Origin of the sequence: Novosphingobium sp., from assembly GCF_025351285.1 — a bacterium.
Taxonomy (GTDB): domain Bacteria; phylum Pseudomonadota; class Alphaproteobacteria; order Sphingomonadales; family Sphingomonadaceae; genus Novosphingobium.
In genome coordinates this window covers 40,057-55,290 of the sequence record NZ_JANXWG010000131.1, presented here as the reverse complement: position 1 = coordinate 55,290, position 15,234 = coordinate 40,057, and the positions used below count along the sequence as shown (strand labels likewise).

Annotated in this window: 18 protein-coding genes and 1 tRNA gene; 11 read left to right on the top strand and 8 right to left on the bottom strand. The window is 63.4% G+C overall.

Going from position 1 to position 15,234, the window contains the following annotated elements; genetic code table 11:
• The 3 genes from Q0R16_RS15960 to copC form a co-directional block, all read right to left on the bottom strand.
• A partial coding sequence (locus Q0R16_RS15960; RefSeq protein ID WP_295638313.1) for a heavy metal-binding domain-containing protein occupies positions 1 to 326 on the bottom strand: 326 nt, incomplete at its 3' end.
• Between the two features lie 106 nt (positions 327 to 432).
• A complete protein-coding gene (gene copD / locus Q0R16_RS15955; RefSeq protein ID WP_295638300.1) occupies positions 433 to 1,317 on the bottom strand; it encodes a copper homeostasis membrane protein CopD in 885 nt (294 codons plus the stop codon).
• Between the two features lie 3 nt (positions 1,318 to 1,320).
• On the bottom strand, positions 1,321 to 1,704 hold the full coding sequence (gene copC, locus Q0R16_RS15950) for a copper homeostasis periplasmic binding protein CopC (RefSeq protein WP_295638297.1): 384 nt from the start codon (positions 1,702 to 1,704) through the stop codon (positions 1,321 to 1,323).
• Positions 1,705 to 1,821: 117 nt separating this feature from the next.
• Here copC and Q0R16_RS15945 point away from each other — a divergent pair, with 117 nt between their 5' ends.
• The 4 genes from Q0R16_RS15945 to Q0R16_RS15930 are packed head-to-tail and all read left to right on the top strand — an operon-like array spanning position 1,822 to position 5,004.
• Positions 1,822 to 2,094: a hypothetical protein gene (locus tag Q0R16_RS15945; RefSeq protein WP_295638294.1), complete on the top strand. Its 273-nt coding sequence runs from the start codon at positions 1,822 to 1,824 to the stop codon at positions 2,092 to 2,094.
• Positions 2,091 to 2,531, top strand: a complete 441-nt coding sequence (locus Q0R16_RS15940) for a periplasmic heavy metal sensor (RefSeq protein WP_295638291.1) — start codon at positions 2,091 to 2,093, stop codon at positions 2,529 to 2,531. The genes Q0R16_RS15945 and Q0R16_RS15940 overlap by 4 nt, the downstream gene beginning before the upstream one ends.
• Positions 2,528 to 3,109, top strand: a complete 582-nt coding sequence (locus Q0R16_RS15935) for a sigma-70 family RNA polymerase sigma factor (RefSeq protein ID WP_295638288.1) — start codon at positions 2,528 to 2,530, stop codon at positions 3,107 to 3,109. The genes Q0R16_RS15940 and Q0R16_RS15935 overlap by 4 nt, the downstream gene beginning before the upstream one ends.
• A gap of 5 nt (positions 3,110 to 3,114) precedes the next feature.
• On the top strand, positions 3,115 to 5,004 hold the full coding sequence (locus tag Q0R16_RS15930; RefSeq protein WP_295638284.1) for a copper resistance system multicopper oxidase: 1,890 nt from the start codon (positions 3,115 to 3,117) through the stop codon (positions 5,002 to 5,004).
• Between the two features lie 79 nt (positions 5,005 to 5,083).
• Here the strand turns inward: Q0R16_RS15930 and Q0R16_RS15925 are convergent, their stop codons facing one another.
• The gene (locus Q0R16_RS15925) at positions 5,084 to 5,323 is read right to left on the bottom strand and encodes a hypothetical protein (RefSeq protein WP_295638316.1); all 240 of its coding nucleotides are present in this window, start codon (positions 5,321 to 5,323) and stop codon (positions 5,084 to 5,086) included.
• Here Q0R16_RS15925 and Q0R16_RS15920 point away from each other — a divergent pair.
• Both Q0R16_RS15920 and Q0R16_RS15915 read left to right on the top strand, forming a co-directional pair.
• Complete coding sequence (locus tag Q0R16_RS15920) at positions 5,208 to 6,119, top strand: copper resistance protein B (protein WP_295638310.1); 912 nt, start codon at positions 5,208 to 5,210, stop codon at positions 6,117 to 6,119. The two genes, Q0R16_RS15925 and Q0R16_RS15920, sit on opposite strands and share 116 nt — an antisense overlap.
• An 82-nt stretch (positions 6,120 to 6,201) precedes the next feature.
• A complete protein-coding gene (locus tag Q0R16_RS15915; RefSeq protein WP_295638281.1) occupies positions 6,202 to 6,585 on the top strand; it encodes a DUF305 domain-containing protein in 384 nt (127 codons plus the stop codon).
• Between the two features lie 84 nt (positions 6,586 to 6,669).
• Here Q0R16_RS15915 and Q0R16_RS15910 read toward each other — a convergent pair whose 3' ends face one another.
• From Q0R16_RS15910 to Q0R16_RS15895, 4 genes are all read right to left on the bottom strand, one after another.
• Positions 6,670 to 6,999 carry a hypothetical protein gene (locus Q0R16_RS15910; protein ID WP_295638278.1) on the bottom strand — a complete coding sequence of 110 codons (330 nt, stop codon included), beginning with the start codon at positions 6,997 to 6,999 and terminating at the stop codon, positions 6,670 to 6,672.
• A 94-nt stretch (positions 7,000 to 7,093) separates the two neighbouring features.
• Positions 7,094 to 8,335 (bottom strand): CDF family Co(II)/Ni(II) efflux transporter DmeF, encoded by a 1,242-nt coding sequence (gene dmeF / locus Q0R16_RS15905; RefSeq protein WP_295638275.1) that lies wholly within the window; start codon positions 8,333 to 8,335, stop codon positions 7,094 to 7,096.
• Between the two features lie 5 nt (positions 8,336 to 8,340).
• Positions 8,341 to 8,619 carry a metal/formaldehyde-sensitive transcriptional repressor gene (locus Q0R16_RS15900; RefSeq protein WP_295638272.1) on the bottom strand — a complete coding sequence of 93 codons (279 nt, stop codon included), beginning with the start codon at positions 8,617 to 8,619 and terminating at the stop codon, positions 8,341 to 8,343.
• 744 nt (positions 8,620 to 9,363) lie between these two features.
• A tRNA-Pro gene (locus Q0R16_RS15895) sits at positions 9,364 to 9,440 on the bottom strand.
• A 277-nt stretch (positions 9,441 to 9,717) separates the two neighbouring features.
• Between Q0R16_RS15895 and Q0R16_RS15890 the strand changes: the two genes are divergently transcribed.
• From Q0R16_RS15890 to Q0R16_RS15870, 5 genes are all read left to right on the top strand, one after another.
• Positions 9,718 to 10,608, top strand: coding sequence for a LysR family transcriptional regulator (locus tag Q0R16_RS15890; protein ID WP_295638269.1), 891 nt, complete (start codon positions 9,718 to 9,720; stop codon positions 10,606 to 10,608).
• Positions 10,609 to 10,718: 110 nt separating this feature from the next.
• Positions 10,719 to 11,945 carry an amidohydrolase family protein gene (locus Q0R16_RS15885; RefSeq protein WP_295638266.1) on the top strand — a complete coding sequence of 409 codons (1,227 nt, stop codon included), beginning with the start codon at positions 10,719 to 10,721 and terminating at the stop codon, positions 11,943 to 11,945.
• A gap of 5 nt (positions 11,946 to 11,950) precedes the next feature.
• Positions 11,951 to 13,477 (top strand): bifunctional 3-(3-hydroxy-phenyl)propionate/3-hydroxycinnamic acid hydroxylase, encoded by a 1,527-nt coding sequence (locus Q0R16_RS15880; RefSeq protein WP_295638263.1) that lies wholly within the window; start codon positions 11,951 to 11,953, stop codon positions 13,475 to 13,477.
• Positions 13,474 to 14,364, top strand: coding sequence for a VOC family protein (locus tag Q0R16_RS15875; protein WP_295638260.1), 891 nt, complete (start codon positions 13,474 to 13,476; stop codon positions 14,362 to 14,364). Before Q0R16_RS15880 ends, Q0R16_RS15875 begins: the two co-directional genes overlap by 4 nt.
• 25 nt (positions 14,365 to 14,389) lie before the next feature.
• Positions 14,390 to 15,223, top strand: coding sequence for a fumarylacetoacetate hydrolase family protein (locus tag Q0R16_RS15870; protein ID WP_295638257.1), 834 nt, complete (start codon positions 14,390 to 14,392; stop codon positions 15,221 to 15,223).
• The last annotated feature ends 11 nt before the right edge of the window (positions 15,224 to 15,234 follow it).

Genomic DNA, 15,234 nt, shown 5'->3' with positions numbered 1-15,234 from the left:
AGCGGCACGGCAAGGATAGCCGACACCCGGAAACGGCGCGTGAAATCTACGAGCTCCGGATTGGGCGCATCATCGAGCGATGGCGCTTCGGGTTCGAGTGCCATGCCGCAAATCGGACAGGTTGCCGGACCTTCCTGCCGGATTTGTGGGTGCATCGGACAGGTCCAGATCGCACCCTCCGCAGCGGGCGCGACCGCACGCGGCATGTCGGTCAGATAACGCGCCGGATCGGCGACGAACTTCGTCCGGCACCCAGCCGAGCAGAAATGATACTCGTGTCCATCGTGCGTCGCGTGATGCGCCGTCTTTGCGGGATCGACGGTCATACCGCAGACAGGATCACGCTCCGGCGATGGACCCGCTGTCTCAGGATGCACTTTTTCGTGATCGTGCTCGTGCGCGGCGATGGTCATTGCAACTCCTTTGCGTCGCCTAGCGCGACATCGGCGGCGCAAGAGTGCCGAGCCACGCGACCAAGCCAAGGATTGCGATGGCAGCGCCTGTTTCGAGCATCAGGCTTTTACGCAACGCACGACGCGCGCCATCGGCGTTATCTCGGCCGATTTTGCCAAGCGCGGGCGTCAGCCGGAACCGGTTGGTTGCGGCAAGGCCAAGCATCGCAGCGAACAGGGCAAGTTTGAGCAACAGCAGTTGCCCGTAGAATGTGGACAGCAGGCTGCCGAGCTTCGACCATCCGACGATGTAAAACCCGTTAACCAGCCCGCTGCCAACGACCGCCGCCACGATGACACTTCCGGCAGACGCGAATCTGTCGAGAGCGCGGTGTGTCTCTGCTTGACCGCTGTTTGCCCACAACAATGCGCTTAGCCCGACGAGCGCGCCGAGCCAAGCGCCCGCCGAAAGCAGATGCAAGAGATCGCCGATTAACTGGACGGTTCCCGCATTACCCTCGCCGGCCGCTCCATGTCCCGTCCAAGCCAATGAACCCAGTGCAATGGCACCAAACGACGCAATGACAGCGGGACGACGCAGGGCAACAAGACCGATCGCCAGCAACGCCAGTGCACCCATCCGAACGGCCCAGGCCATGCCCATCGGCGTTGCGGAAATCATTGCCGAGATCGATGCACGATCGACATCGAGGATAGGAACCCCCGCCATCGATGCGGTCATCGCGGCAATGGCGGCAGCCGATAGTGCCATGCCGACTATTGCCAATCCGATCAGGATTGGACGCTGGACCGCGACGCTATCGCGCCCCTCCGGCGTGTAGAGCGCAAACAGCGGCAGTCCGAACAGCAGCATCAGGTCCGCGTAGAGCGCGAACCTGATGCCAATGTAGAGCGGATCATTCACCCGCTATTTGACCGAGAAGCTGAAACTGCCCTGCATCCGGTGCGTGTCCGCACCCGCCGCGTGCCATGCCACCTGATAGGTGCCGACAGAAAACGCGCGACCGGCGGTCAGCGTGAGCGTCTTGCCATCAGCACTCCAGCTTGGCTTGAGGCCCGACAGTTTCATCGGCTTGTGGTTGGCCATGCCCGGCATCGCAGTCATAACGACATCGGCGCCCGAGAACGTCGGTACGACCTTTTCGTTGAACGACATTGAGATAGTAGTCGGCTTCGCCACGTTCGCATTGGCAGCCGGGGTCGATGCGACGAGCTTTGTGTGGGCCTGAGCGGCGCTGCCGCTTGCGATCAGGGCGACGGCGATCAGGGCTTCACGAAAGCGAATGGTCATGGTGAACTCCTTGCTTGGTTCGCTATCAATACGCATCCGCCGTCACGACCCCTCAAATTTACCCGATGAGGGAAAACCGTAGGAGCGCCGTATGGTATGGATTGGGCGGAGGGTCTTATGAGCGAACTTGACGATTTGATGCGGCAACTGGGCCAAATGCCTGTGCCACCGCAGTTGGCAGTCCTCGACGGCGAGATGCTCGCGGATGTTGCGGTGTCGCGTGCGAGCGACCTTCGCCGTCCGATTGCATTTGCCAGTGTCTTTGCGTTGCTTTGCGGGGTCGCAGGTGCGGGACTTCCAACCGCGCCCGCAGCCGCGCGGTCCTCGCTAACGCCTTTCGCTGTTGCTTCGCCGCTTATGCCTTCAACGCTGCTCGGGCGTGCGCCGTGACCAATACCCGACGCACTGCCGCAATCGCAATCATTGCGTTTCTGGCCGCCATTGCCGGGGTCTTCGTTGGGCGGGCGGTTCTTCCCGAACCCTCGCATACGGGGGCCGAACTTCATGCGCTATTGCATGACAAGCTGACGCTCGATGCCAACCAGCACGCCAAGCTCGACGCGCTCGAAGCGGACTTTGCCGTGCGCCGCAAGGCGCTCGAACTGGAATTGCGCGCCGACAACGCAAGGCTCGCCGAGGCGATCCAGGCCGAGCATGGGAATGGCCCGCGTGTCGCGGCTGCGGTCGACGCCTGCCATATGACGATGGGGCAGTTGCAGAAGGCGACGCTCGAACATGTCTTCGCGATGCGGTCGCTGTTGAAAGCCGACCAGACGGCGGTGTTCGATCAGGCCGTGGTCAAGGCGCTGACAGCCGACGCACGGTGACGCTTGCGCTCGACGATGCGTCCGATGGCGCACTGGCGGCGCTGGCGCGTAGCGGCACGCAGGCTGCCTATCGCAAATTGACCGAACGCCACCGTGAGGCCGTCTATCGACTTGTTCGCAGTGCGATGGGGGAAGCCGACGAAGCACTCGACGTGACGCAGGAGACCTTCGTTTCCGCGTTTGGCGCGCTCGACCGTTACGATCCGGCGCGACCGTTCCGGGCCTGGATTGCGCGCATCGCGCTGAACAAGGCGCGCGACTGGGGACGACGACGGGCGGTGCGGCGCATGTTCAACCTTGGAATGCCCGACCATGCCGCGCAAACCGTGCCTGACGAAGCTGTGGGGGCCGACCGAGCCGCCGAGGACCGACAGGCACTTAACCGCGTTGCAGCGGCGATTGCACAATTGCCCGCACGGCTCAAGGAAGCTCTGTTGCTCCGAACGATCGAAGGCATGTCGCAAGCGGAAGTCGCGGCCACGCTCGGCGTGAGCGAAAAGACAGTCGAGACGCGACTTTACCGCGCGCGTCAGAAATTGACCGAAGCGATGAGGGAAGACGCGCCGCGCCGCGTATAACGGGCATGGCCAGCAACGAACTTAATCTCCTCGACCGACGATCACTCTTGCGCGGCGGCGCGCTCGTTGGCGGCACCGCTGCACTGGCAACGTGGTTTCCGGCCTGGGCGCAGCCGGTATCGACTGGAATCGTCGCGCCACTGCCGACCGTAACCGGGCCCGACGTGAGCCTGCGGATCGCGCGACAGACGATGCGGATCGACGGCAAGCCGTTCCGCGCCATCGGGCTGAACGGCACGGTTCCTGGGCCGCTGATCCGGCTGCTGCAGGGCCAGAAGGTCAAGCTGTCGGTCACGAACGATCTCGATGAAGATTCGTCGGTGCACTGGCACGGGCTGCTGGTTCCGTTCCAATATGACGGTGTGCCGGGTGTGAGCTTTCCCGGCATCAAGCCGCGCTCGACGTTCCTGTACGAGTTCCCGGTCAATCAGGCCGGCACCTACTGGTATCACAGCCATTCGGGATTGCAGGAGCAGGAGGGGCTTTACGGGCCGATCGTGATCGACCCCGAGGGCACTGACCCGATCGCGTCCGACCGCGAGCATGTTATTGTCCTGTCCGATCACAGTCCGCTTTCGCCCGAAGCAATCTTCCGCAACATGAAGGTCGATCCGGGCCACTTCAACATGCAGCGCCAGACGCTTGGCGGGCTGCTTGCCGGACGCGACCAGCCGCTCAAGGACCGCATCGACTGGGGCAAGATGCGGATGGACCCGACCGACATCGCCGACGCGAACGGATCGACCTACCGCTTCCTCGTCAACGGCCATGGCCCGCGCGACAACTGGACCGCGCTTTTTAAGCCCGGCGAGCGCGTTCGCCTCCGCATCATCAATGCGTCGGCGATGACGTTCTTCAATGTCCGTGTTCCCGGCCTTCGCATGACCGTCGTGCAGGCCGATGGCCTAAACGTCCGGCCTGTCGAGATCGACGAATTTCAGATTGGTGTCGCCGAAACTTACGACGTCATCGTCACGCCGACCGATGACCGTGCCTATACCTTCGTCGGCGAGGCCACCGACCGTTCGGGCATGGCGCGTGCGACACTCGCGCCGCGTGCGGGAATGGCCGCCGAAGTGCCGCCGCTTCGCAAGCGCCCGCTTGCGACCATGACCGACATGGGCATGAGCGACATGAGCGGCATGGACATGTCGGGCGGCTCGATGGCCGGGATGGATCACGCTGCGATGGGGCATGGTGCCGCGACGATGGACATGTCTGCGCCTGCTCCCGCGCCGGACGCGGCGATGCCCGAGATGGACATGTCAGGGGCCGCGCCTGCCACTGACGGAATGGCTGGCATGGATCACGACGGCATGGCCGGAATGGATATGTCGTCAATGAAGATGCGTGATTTCTCGGTCGCACCGCAGGTCGAGCGCAATCCTGGTGTCCAGACGATTTCGCCGATGCCGATGGACCGCACCGGCGAACCCGGTCAGGGGCTAGAAGACGTCGGCCACAAAGTGCTGACCTATCGCGACCTCGTATCGATCGACCGCAATCCCGACGTCCGCGCACCAGACCGTTCGCTCGACATCCACCTGACCGGCAACATGGAGCGCTTCATGTGGTCATTCGACGGCGTGAAGATGTCCGACCACCACGCGCCGATCCCCTTCATCGAGGGCGAGCGCGTGCGCGTGAATTTGATCAACGATTCGATGATGAGCCACCCGATCCACTTGCACGGCCATTTCTTCGAGCTGGTGACGGGACACGGCGACCATGCGCCGCGCAAGCATACCGTAATCGTGCAGCCGGGCGGCAAGGCGACATTCGACCTAACCGCCGACGCGCTCGGTGATTGGGCGTTCCATTGCCATCTGCTTTATCACATGCACGCGGGCATGATGCGCGTGGTCAGCGTGCGCCCGCGCGGAGCGGCAGCATGAAGCGTGTCGTCGGCATTTTCGTCGCCGCGTCGTTCTGGGTAAGCGCACCCGCGTTCGCGCAAGGCATGGCCGGAATGGATCATGGTTCGATGCCGGGCATGAAGATGCGCGCCGCGAAACCCGCCGCCAAACCTCGCAAGCCAGTGGCACCAGGGCCGAAGGCAAAACCGATAAAGCGGGTAACGCGCGCACCGGGGAAGCCATTGGCACCAAACCCACCGCCTGCCAGCGAGATGTCCAGGATGGATAATTCCACGATGCCGGGCATGGACATGTCAGGTGACAAACCAAACACCACGCCGCCGCCGATGGCCGGCATGGTGATGGATCACGGCACGATGAGCGATGTGTCAAAGAGCGGAACCGATCTTCCCGCAGGCAACGCCCCCGCGCCAGCACCGCCCACCGATCATTATGCGACACGGATATTTCCCGCCGCCGACATCGATCGGTCACACCGGCAGATGATGAACGAGAGCGGCGCGCAGACCTTTGGCTTCGTCATGTTCAACCTTGCCGAATACCAGCCGCGTCGCGGACGCGACGGGTTCCGATGGGACGGCGAGGGCTGGTATGGCGGCGACATCAATCGACTAACCATCAAGACCGAAGGCGAAGGCAGGTTCGGTGAGGGCACCGAGGAAGCCGAAGTGCAGGCGCTCTACAGCCGTGCGATCGATCCCTATTTCAACGCGCAGGTCGGCGTGCGGCAGGATCTCGGACGCGGTGCGCGGCGCACCTATGCGACCGTCGGATTCGAGGGCCTTGCGCCTTATTGGTTCGAAGTCGAGGGCGCTTTGTTCCTGTCCGACAAGGGCGATGTGCTCGGCCGGCTCGAAGGCTATTACGACCAGCGCCTTACCCAGCGGCTGATCTTGCAGCCGCGTGTCGAGCTGAACCTTGCCGCCCAGGATGTGCCGACGAGCCGGATCGGCGCAGGTCTTTCGACCGCCGAAGTCGGGCTGCGCCTGCGCTACGAAATCAAGCGCCAATTTGCGCCCTATGTCGGCGTGTCGTGGGAGCGGAAGGTCGGACAGACCGGCCGCTACGCGCGCGCCGACGGCGAGAACCCGACGAGCGCCGGCCTCGTCGCGGGCATCAGGTTCTGGTTTTGACATTACCTCGTTGCCGCGCGGGCTCCATGTCGCACTTCGACGGGTTCCGACAGGCGGGGGCTAACGCTACGAAGGATTACCGATGAAGCTGAATGCAACAATGGCCACACTGGCAACCCTGGCCCTCACCAGCCCCGCACTCGCACATCAGCACAAGCCGATGAAGCCCGGTATGGCTGGGATGGACCACGGCATGATGATGAACGACCCGTCGAACCCCTATGCCAAGTCCGAAATGGACATGCATATGCGGATGATGGCCGCGAAAGCCGGCGACGTTTCGGAGAAATGGACGCGCAAGATGATCGAGCATCATCGAGGTGCCATCGCGATGTCGCGCGTCGCGCTTGCTCAGGCATCCGATGCCGACACCAAGCGGATGGCGCAGATGACCATCGACATGCAGGAAAAGGACATCGCCGAGCTTCAGGGCTGGCTCCGCAGCCACGGCAAGCCCGCTCAGTAAGTGAGTTGAAGCGACTGCCCGTCGCGCTGCTGCGCGATGGGCAGGCCGTTTCAGAGGCTACTGCTGATTGGCGGCACTCGCCGATCAATAACGCCAGCCGTAGCCGTCGTCGCGCCGCTGCCAATCGTCGCGGCGATGCTCGCGGCGGTGATCGCGTGCGATCCGCGCATCGGCGCGGTCGTGATCATAGGCCAATTGGCGGTGGAGCTGACGATGCTCCCACGGGCTTAGGCCATAGTCGTGCGCGTCGGCATGTTCGTCGTCGAGCCGATCGTGCACATCGTCATGCCGTTGGTCGAGCCGGTCATGCTGCCAGTCGTGGCGGCTGTTGCGGTCGTTTTCGTGCGCCAGCGCTGGGGCTGCAAAGCCGAGCATCGCCACCGCAGCCAGCACTGTCATTGTTACGTTTCGCATATTGTCCTCCTCATCCGAGAAGCCAATCTGCGTTCCACTGATTGAACCGGCGCTTAGCCGCGCTTGCAGCGATTGTTCATCGCGCTGCTGCCGGTCAGGCCGCCGAAGACACTTCGATCGTAATATGAGACAGCGATCTGAACCGAGCTAGCTGTGTTCGGTAGAAGTCTGCGTTGCGCGCCTTGTCAGTCATGATCGACAGGATTGCACCAAGATGTCCTGGCCCGAGCCGCCACAAGTGCAGATCGGCAACCCGGTCGCCACCCGTTTCGATCATTTGCCTAATGTTGCCTGCCATCCGGCGATCGGGATTCATGTCAAGGAGGATAGCGCCAGTGTCGCGGACGAGGCCGTAGGACCAGCTAGCAATAACGCACGCGCCGACGATACCCGCCAAAGGGTCCATCCACAGCCAGCCGAACGCGCGCGCAAGCAACAGGCCGACGATCACGAGGACCGAAACGGCAGCGTCGGCAAAGACGTGGACGACGGCCGCGCGCATGTTGTTGTCGCGCTGTGCCGAGCCGTGCGCGTGTTCATGTTCTTCGAACGCGACCGAATGTGTCTCGTCGCCGACATGGAGGTGTGCTGTGAACTGATGCGGTTCCGGGATTTCCTCGGCCGACTCCAGATATGCGCCGCGATCGAGCAGCACGAACGACTGGCTCGCTCCATCAGGTCGTTCGGTCACGACGGAGACGGTTTGGCCTGCCAACGGCATACCATTCGCGCTGCTAACTCGGAAGCGCGGAGGCACGCCGTCTTCGAAGACTTCAAGGTTCAGCGTTCCAAGCCCAGTGGCAATGTGTCGCACCTCGGCATGATCTTCGCCCTCGTCGGCGTGGCTGCCCCCGTGCGAATGTCCATGATGATGATCGCCGCCGCTGCTGAGCAGCAATGCACTGACAACATTAACGCCAAGCCCGAGGAGCGCAATCGGGATCGCTTCGCTGAAGTGGATCGGGACCGGCTGAAATATTCGGCTCACCGATTCATAGCCGATCAACACTGCGATCATCGCGAGGATGATCGCACTGGTGAATCCCGCCAGGTCGCCGAACTTCCCGCTGCCGAAGGTGAATGCATCGTCAGATGCGTGCTTGCGGGCATAGGTGTAAGCGAGCGCTGCTAGCAGTAGAGCGCCCGCGTGGGTGCTCATGTGCAATCCGTCGGCGACCAGCGCGATCGACCCGAAAAACAGTCCACCGAAGATTTCGAGGACCATCATCGCCCCGCAAATCCAGATGACAAGCCACGTTTTGCGCGCGCTTTTGTCGTGGCCTTCGCCGAGGAAAACATGATCGTGGTGTGGCGCAGTAATGGTAGCTGACATCATAAAACTCACTTCAAATAAGTGCGAACGACCGCAAGCAGTTGCTCGGTCGCGGCGGCATCGAGCGCGCCCGGGAATTTTTCTCCATCGACAAGATGCGTGCGGACATGATCTTCGACGACCTCCGCCATCAGTCCGGTAACCGCACCACGAACGCCAGCGATCAGGTGCATCACCTTTGAGCACCCCGCTTCGCTTTCGAGCGCGCGCTCGATTCCCTCGACTTGCCCGCGTATCCGACGAACCCGCGCGAGCAAATTGAGCTTGTCATCGATTGTGTGCGACATCACAAGGCGTATGGCATAGGGGACCACCCCATAGCAAAGGGTTATCGATAGGCTCATTGCGAACCACGGCTCACTGCCATCGTCCAGATCGGCAGCCGCTGTCGATACCGACCTAACGACCACTACAGCGAGTGCCAATCAAGAACTGGCTCCGTTGAAGCCACCAATTTCGACCGGTAGCGCGCCGACTGAATCGAGGGCTGCACTCGAGATCCTCAGACAATCTAATGGCTTGCGGAACGGTTAGCGTAAGCAGTCCGGCTTATTGATGAACGAACGAGCGAATTCACGACGTCGGCGCTTTAAAGCGGCCGTGCCGGTTTCCCCAACAGTTCAGTCGTTCGTCAACGCCTAAGCGGACGGCAGCTATTGAGGTCGGTAGCGCGCCACTCGAATGATCGAAATGTTGGCGGGAACCGACGGGCGCTCGACGGGCCCCAAGTGTTAGATTTTAACCACTAGCTGCTGACGTTCGCGAATGGCGGACTGGCACCGGAGGTTGCCGGAACCGTATTGTTGTTCCTTCGCTGGCCGTTCGAGCGAAAGCGGCGAATATTTTAAACGCAGGGTTTTCCAGCATGGGCTGATATCGAGCCTTGATTTCAATGTCCCGCGATAAAACGAGCGTCCTCCAGCGTTCAAAAAGTTCGCCGGAGCCTAAAAAACTTCTGCACAGTTCCTGCACAGGTCAAAAATGATAAATTTTTATCAGCATAAACAGTAACTTATAAATAAACTGTATAATGGTCGGGGAGATAGGATTCGAACCTACGACCCTCTGGTCCCAAACCAGATGCGCTACCAGGCTGCGCTACTCCCCGACTGGCCGTGGCCCTTAGGTTTCATGCGGTTGGGACGCAAGCGGAAAGGACTCATGCGTGGCAAGTAAGGGTGAACTATGGCGCGAACGCGTCGGGAGCGCCTTGCAAACACGCCGGCAGGTCGTTCGGGCTGTGTGCAGCAAGGGCAGCGGCGCCGAACGGTCATCCTTTTTGACTTAAAACGCCGTGCAGGTGCTAACGCGCGCAGGCGGGTCGTGATCCGCGTGCGCGCGCCTGGGTGTTCAGCCTGGCGCCGCAGCCAGTCGGGGAGGGGACGTTGATCGATCCGCGTGCGTTGAAGACGTTTCATGCCGTTTGCCAGGCAGGCTCGATCAGTGGCGGCGCGCGCCGTATCAATCTTTCGCAGCCCTCGGTTTCGTTGACAATCGCGAAGCTGGAACACGCCCTGGGCACGCCATTGCTGGAAAGAACGCGCACGGGTGTTGAGCCGACGCCGGCGGGTTCGCTGCTGCTGGCCCGGTGTGCCGCGCTGGAAACGCTGTTGCGCGACGCCGAGCGCGAAATCGATCTGGCCGGCGAGGGCATGGTCGGCCCCTTGCGGCTGGGTGGTACGCCCGGCGCGCTGGTCAGTCTGGTTCCCGCGGCGCTGCGCACGATGGAAGCGCAGGGGCGGCGCATCGCGGTGGATATTCTCGAACGGCCCGATCGCGAACTGGTCGAACTGCTCCGCCGCGGCGAGATTGAGATGGCTTGCGTGACGACCGAGATCGATCCGCCCGCCGACGGGGTGGAAGAAATCACGATCGCACGTGATTCTTATGCGTTGATTGTCGGACGGGCAAACGATGCGCTGCCCGATACGATTTCGCTTCACGATACCCGTCACCTCGGCTGGATCCTGCCCGAGGCGCAGGGGGCTTTTCGGCACCAGGTCGATGCGTTGTTCATATCCTCGGAGGTTCCGATCCCGCGCGGCGCGATCCGCTGCGATTCGCTGCTGACCACCAAGGCGCTGGTGCGCGACAGCGATCGGGTAACGATCCTGCCGACGACGGTGGCGTCGGCCGAGATTTCCATCGGGGTGCTGCGCGCCATTACCGTGAAGGAGGCCGCTTTCCAGCGCCGGGTCGGAATACGCAAATTGCGCGACGCCCGGCTGTCAGCGGTTGGCGAGGCGTTCTTGCGTATCTTGCAGGCCGGACCATAACTTCAAACTATACCCAATGTAAAATCTACTATTTTACACGATGGGTAGCGTAGTACAGTGCGTGACCGTCAAGGCACGCGAAATGGCGGGCCGGACAATGGGAGAGGGCCTTGGCCGACATCGTCATCCGCAACGTACAGATTTTCGACGGAGCCGGTGCGCCCTCGCAACCCGGTGCCGTGGCGATCACCGGCGATCGCATCAGCAGCTTGGCCTGGGGTGCCGACGCGCTGGCGGGTGAAACCGCGACCACGGTGATCGACGGGCAGGGCATGACGCTGATGCCCGGCATGGTCGAAGCGCACGGCCACCTGACCTGGGGCTCGTCGATCGAACAGGTCTACCACGCCTTCATGCTCCCGCCCGAAGAACTGAAGGTGGCCGCCTGGCGCAACGCGCGGGTGCTGCTCGAATCCGGATTCACCAGCCTTTATTCGGCCGGCGCCTTGGGTGACGGGATCGAGACAGAACTCGCCGCTGCGATCGATGCGGGCGAAACCCCCGGTCCGCGGATGTGGCCGTCCACGCTCGAACGCTCGCCCGAAGGCGACGACACCGGCAACATCTTCAACGGACGCGGGGCCACGGCAATGCGCGGCTTCGTCGATCACTGCCGCGACACCGGCGTGAAGATCGTCAAGCTGGTGATCTCGGGCGAAGACGCGCTCAAGCCCGGCTCCTCGCACGATGTGAACTATTCGGACGAAGAACTCGCCGCCGCGCAGGAAGCCGCCACGGCGAACGGCCAGTGGCTGTCCGCGCACGTCTACCACCCGCGTGCGATCGCGCTGGCGCTCGATCACGGGGTGCGGATGCTGTACCATTGCAGCTTCGCCGATCAGGCGAGCATCGATGCGATGGTTGCGCACAAGGACGCCATTTTCTACGCGCCGGGGCCCGGCGTCAGCGTCGCGGCGCTGGAGGCAAATCCGCCGCCGCATATCGACATGACGCACATGAAGGCCAGCGCGGCCGAACGGCTCGCGCTCGAAGCAAAGCTGGTCCCCGAATTGAAGCGGCGCGGCGTGCGCGTGCTGCCGGGCGGCGATTACGGCTTTCCGTTCAACCCCAACGGCACCAACGCGCGCGATCTCCAGCACTTCGTCACGCATTACAGCTTCACCCCGGCCGAGGCGCTGGTTTCGGCCACGAAGCTGGGCGGCGAACTGATGGACCTGCCGCTCGGCCAGGTGCGTGAGGGCTGGCTGGCGGACCTGCTGCTGCTCGATGGCGACCCGACCGCCGACGTTTCCATCATGGCCGATCGCAGCCGTCTGGCGATGATCATGAAAGGCGGCGTGCTCCACAAGACGCCCGCTTCGCTCGCGACCGCCTGACCGTCATGAACGATTTCGACGTCATCATCGTGGGCTGCGGCCCGGTCGGCGCGCTGGCTGCCAACCTGCTGGGCAAGCAGGGGCTGTCGGTGACCGTGCTTGAGCGCGAGGACACGCTCCACCCGCTGCCGCGCGCGGTCCATCTCGATCACGAGATGATGCGGCTGTTCCAGGGCGCCGGCGTGATCGACCGGATCGCGCCCCAGATGCGTGATACCGACGGGCATCTGCATGTCGGCGCCGATCACGGCGTGATCCGTTATATGGGCACCGTCGGCCAGCCGCGCCCGTTCGGCTGGGCCAACGACTATTTCTTCTACCAGCCCGAACTCGAAGCACATTTGCGCGCCGGGTTTGCCGATTGTGAACGCGTGTCATTGCGGCTCGGGGCCGAGTTCATCGGGCTTGAGCAGGACGGCGACGGCGTGAACGTGCGCTTCGCTCAAGGCGGGCACGAACACAGCCTGCGGTCGCGCTGGGTCATCGGGTGCGATGGTTCGCGCAGCGCGGTGCGCAAGGCGCTGGGGGTCGAACTCGATGATCTCGGTTTCGAGGAACCGTGGCTGGTGATCGACGCCGAAGTCGATGGTCCGGTGGCGTTTCCACCGATCTCGGGCGTGCCGGCGTCCGCCGATCTGCAGCGGCTGTCGGTGATGATGTGCGATCCGGCGCGCCCCGCAACCATCGTGCCCGGCCGGGGCAATCACCGCCGCTGGGAATTCATGCTGCTGCCCGGCGAGGACGATGCCGATATGATGGCGCCCGACGCCGTCCGCGCGCTGGTCGGCCCATGGATCGGCCACGCACCCCATACGCTCGTGCGCGCCGCGACGTACCGGTTTCATGGACTGGTGGCGGAACGCTGGCAGGTTGGCGCGGTGTTCCTGGCGGGCGATGCGGCGCACCAGACGCCGCCGTTCTTCGGCCAGGGCATGTGCCACGGGTTGCGCGATGTTGCCAACCTGGCGTGGAAGATGGCGGCCGTGGTCAACGATCATGCCGATCCGGCGCTGCTCGATACCTACCAGCCCGAGCGCGATCCCCACGTCCGCGCGGTGATCGGCGCCGCGGTCGCCGCCGGGCGCTATATCTGCGAACTGAACCCGGCCAAGGCCGCAACGCGCGATGCCGACATCCGCCTGGCGCAAGCCAGCCGCGATGGAGAGACCGCGCACGATCTGATCCCGCCGATCGGCGCGGGCGCGATCATGCCTGGAAGCCCGGCGGCGGGCGAGCGGTTCATCCAGCCGCGCGGGGCCGATGGGCGGTTGCTCGATGATCGGGTCGGTGGAGGCTGGCGGCTGTTCGTTCGGTCGGCCGCGATCGGCGGCGAGACCCGCGCCGTTACGCGGATCGATGCGGCCACGGTCGATGACGGCGATGCGATTATTGATTGGCTCGACCAGCGGGGTGTCGACGCGGTGCTGGTCCGGCCCGATCATTATGTCTTTGGAACCGCAAGCGGCACCGGTGCAGGCCTGTTGCATGGCCGTTGCGGTGCGCTTGCATTGACGGTGGAGGCCGCCGCGTGAAGCTTCGCAGCATCGAATTTGCCTTGCCCGACCCGGCTGCGGCTGCCGCGTTCATGATCGATGTCTGGGGCATGGCTCCAGCGGGCATGGTGGGTGGGACGCACTACCTGCGCGGGTCGGGGACCTTTCCATACCTCGTCGCGCTGGCACCCGCCGCTGACGAGTTCGTTCGCAGCACCACCTTCGTGTGCGATGACGCCGAACTGGCGGGCCTGCGCACCCGGATCGCGCACGCCGGCTGGCCCTGCCGCGATGTCATCTCGAATGACCTTGGCGGCGGCCAAGGGTTGATCGTCGAGCTGCCCGAGGGCGAAATCCTGCGCTTCCTGGCGGGAACGGCCGAAGTCGCACCGATCGAGGGCCGTGACCTGCCGGTCAAGCTTACCCACGTGGTGTTCAACTCGATCGACGCCGAAGCGAGCGGCCATGCGGTCGAGCAGGTGCTGGGTTTCCGCGTGTCGGACCGCACGAAGGGCATGGTGTTCGTGCGCTGCAACGACAGCCACCATTCAACCGCCTTTGCCCGCGCCGGGATCGCCAGCCTGAACCACGTCGCCTTCGAAATGGCCGACCTCGACGCGGTGATGCGCGGGATCGGGCGTATGCGCGATCACCGCCACGCCCCCGCCTGGGGACCGGGTCGGCATGGCCCGGGCGCCAACGTTTACGCCTACTACATCGCCCCATTCGGCCCGGTGATCGAATTCTCGACCGCGGTGGAAAAGGTCCCCGCCGATTACCGCACCGGCGAGCCCGACGACTGGACCTGGCCTCCCAACCGGATCGACCAGTGGGGCATTTCGGACAAGGATTTCGCAGGATTGCGCGCGGCCGAGGAGCGCTTCAAGTTCAAGCGGGAATGGGACGCGCAGGCGCCGGCCGGCTGACTTGCGCCAGAGAGGAATGACCACGATGACACGGTATTGCAGTTTCACGGACGCCGATGGCGTGGCGGGCTTCGGCCGGATCGAGGGCGATACAGTGATCGCGCTGACCAGCCCCGGCATACCCACGCTGCGTGCGGCGCTGGGTTTGGGCAAGCTCGCCGAACTGCCCGACGGCAAACGCCTGCCACTGGCCGCAGTGACCTTGCTGCCGCCGATCCCCGATCCTGCCAAGATCATCTGCGTTGGGCTCAACTACGCCACGCACGTTGCTGAAACCGGGCGCGAGCAGAAGGAGCATCCCGCGATCTTCACCCGCTGGGCCGATACATTGGTCGGCCACGAGCAGCCGATGGTCCGCCCCGCCGTCACCACGCGGTACGATTACGAGGGTGAGCTGGCGGTAGTGATCGGCAAGCCCTGCCACAAGGTCAAGGCGGCCGACGCGGCGGCTTATGTTGCGGGCTACAGCGTGTTCAACGACGGCACCGCGCGCGACTGGCAGCGGCACAACATCCAGTTCACGCCGGGCAAGAACTTTCCGGCCAGCGGCAGCTTCGGCCCCGCGCTGGTGCTTGCCGATGCAATCGCGGACCTTGCAGTACAGCGGGTGCAGACCCGCCTCAACGGCCAGCTCGTCCAGGACCAGCCGATCGGAGACCTGATCTGGGATATTCCCGCGATCATCGAATACGTTTCGGCATTCACCCCGCTGGCGCCGGGCGACGTCATCGCCACGGGCACGCCGGGCGGGGTCGGCGATAAGCGCACGCCGCCGCTTTACATGAAAGCGGGCGATCGCATCGAAGTTGCGATCGGCACGATCGGTACGCTGATTAATACCATCATCGACGAACAGTAAAAAACGAAGGG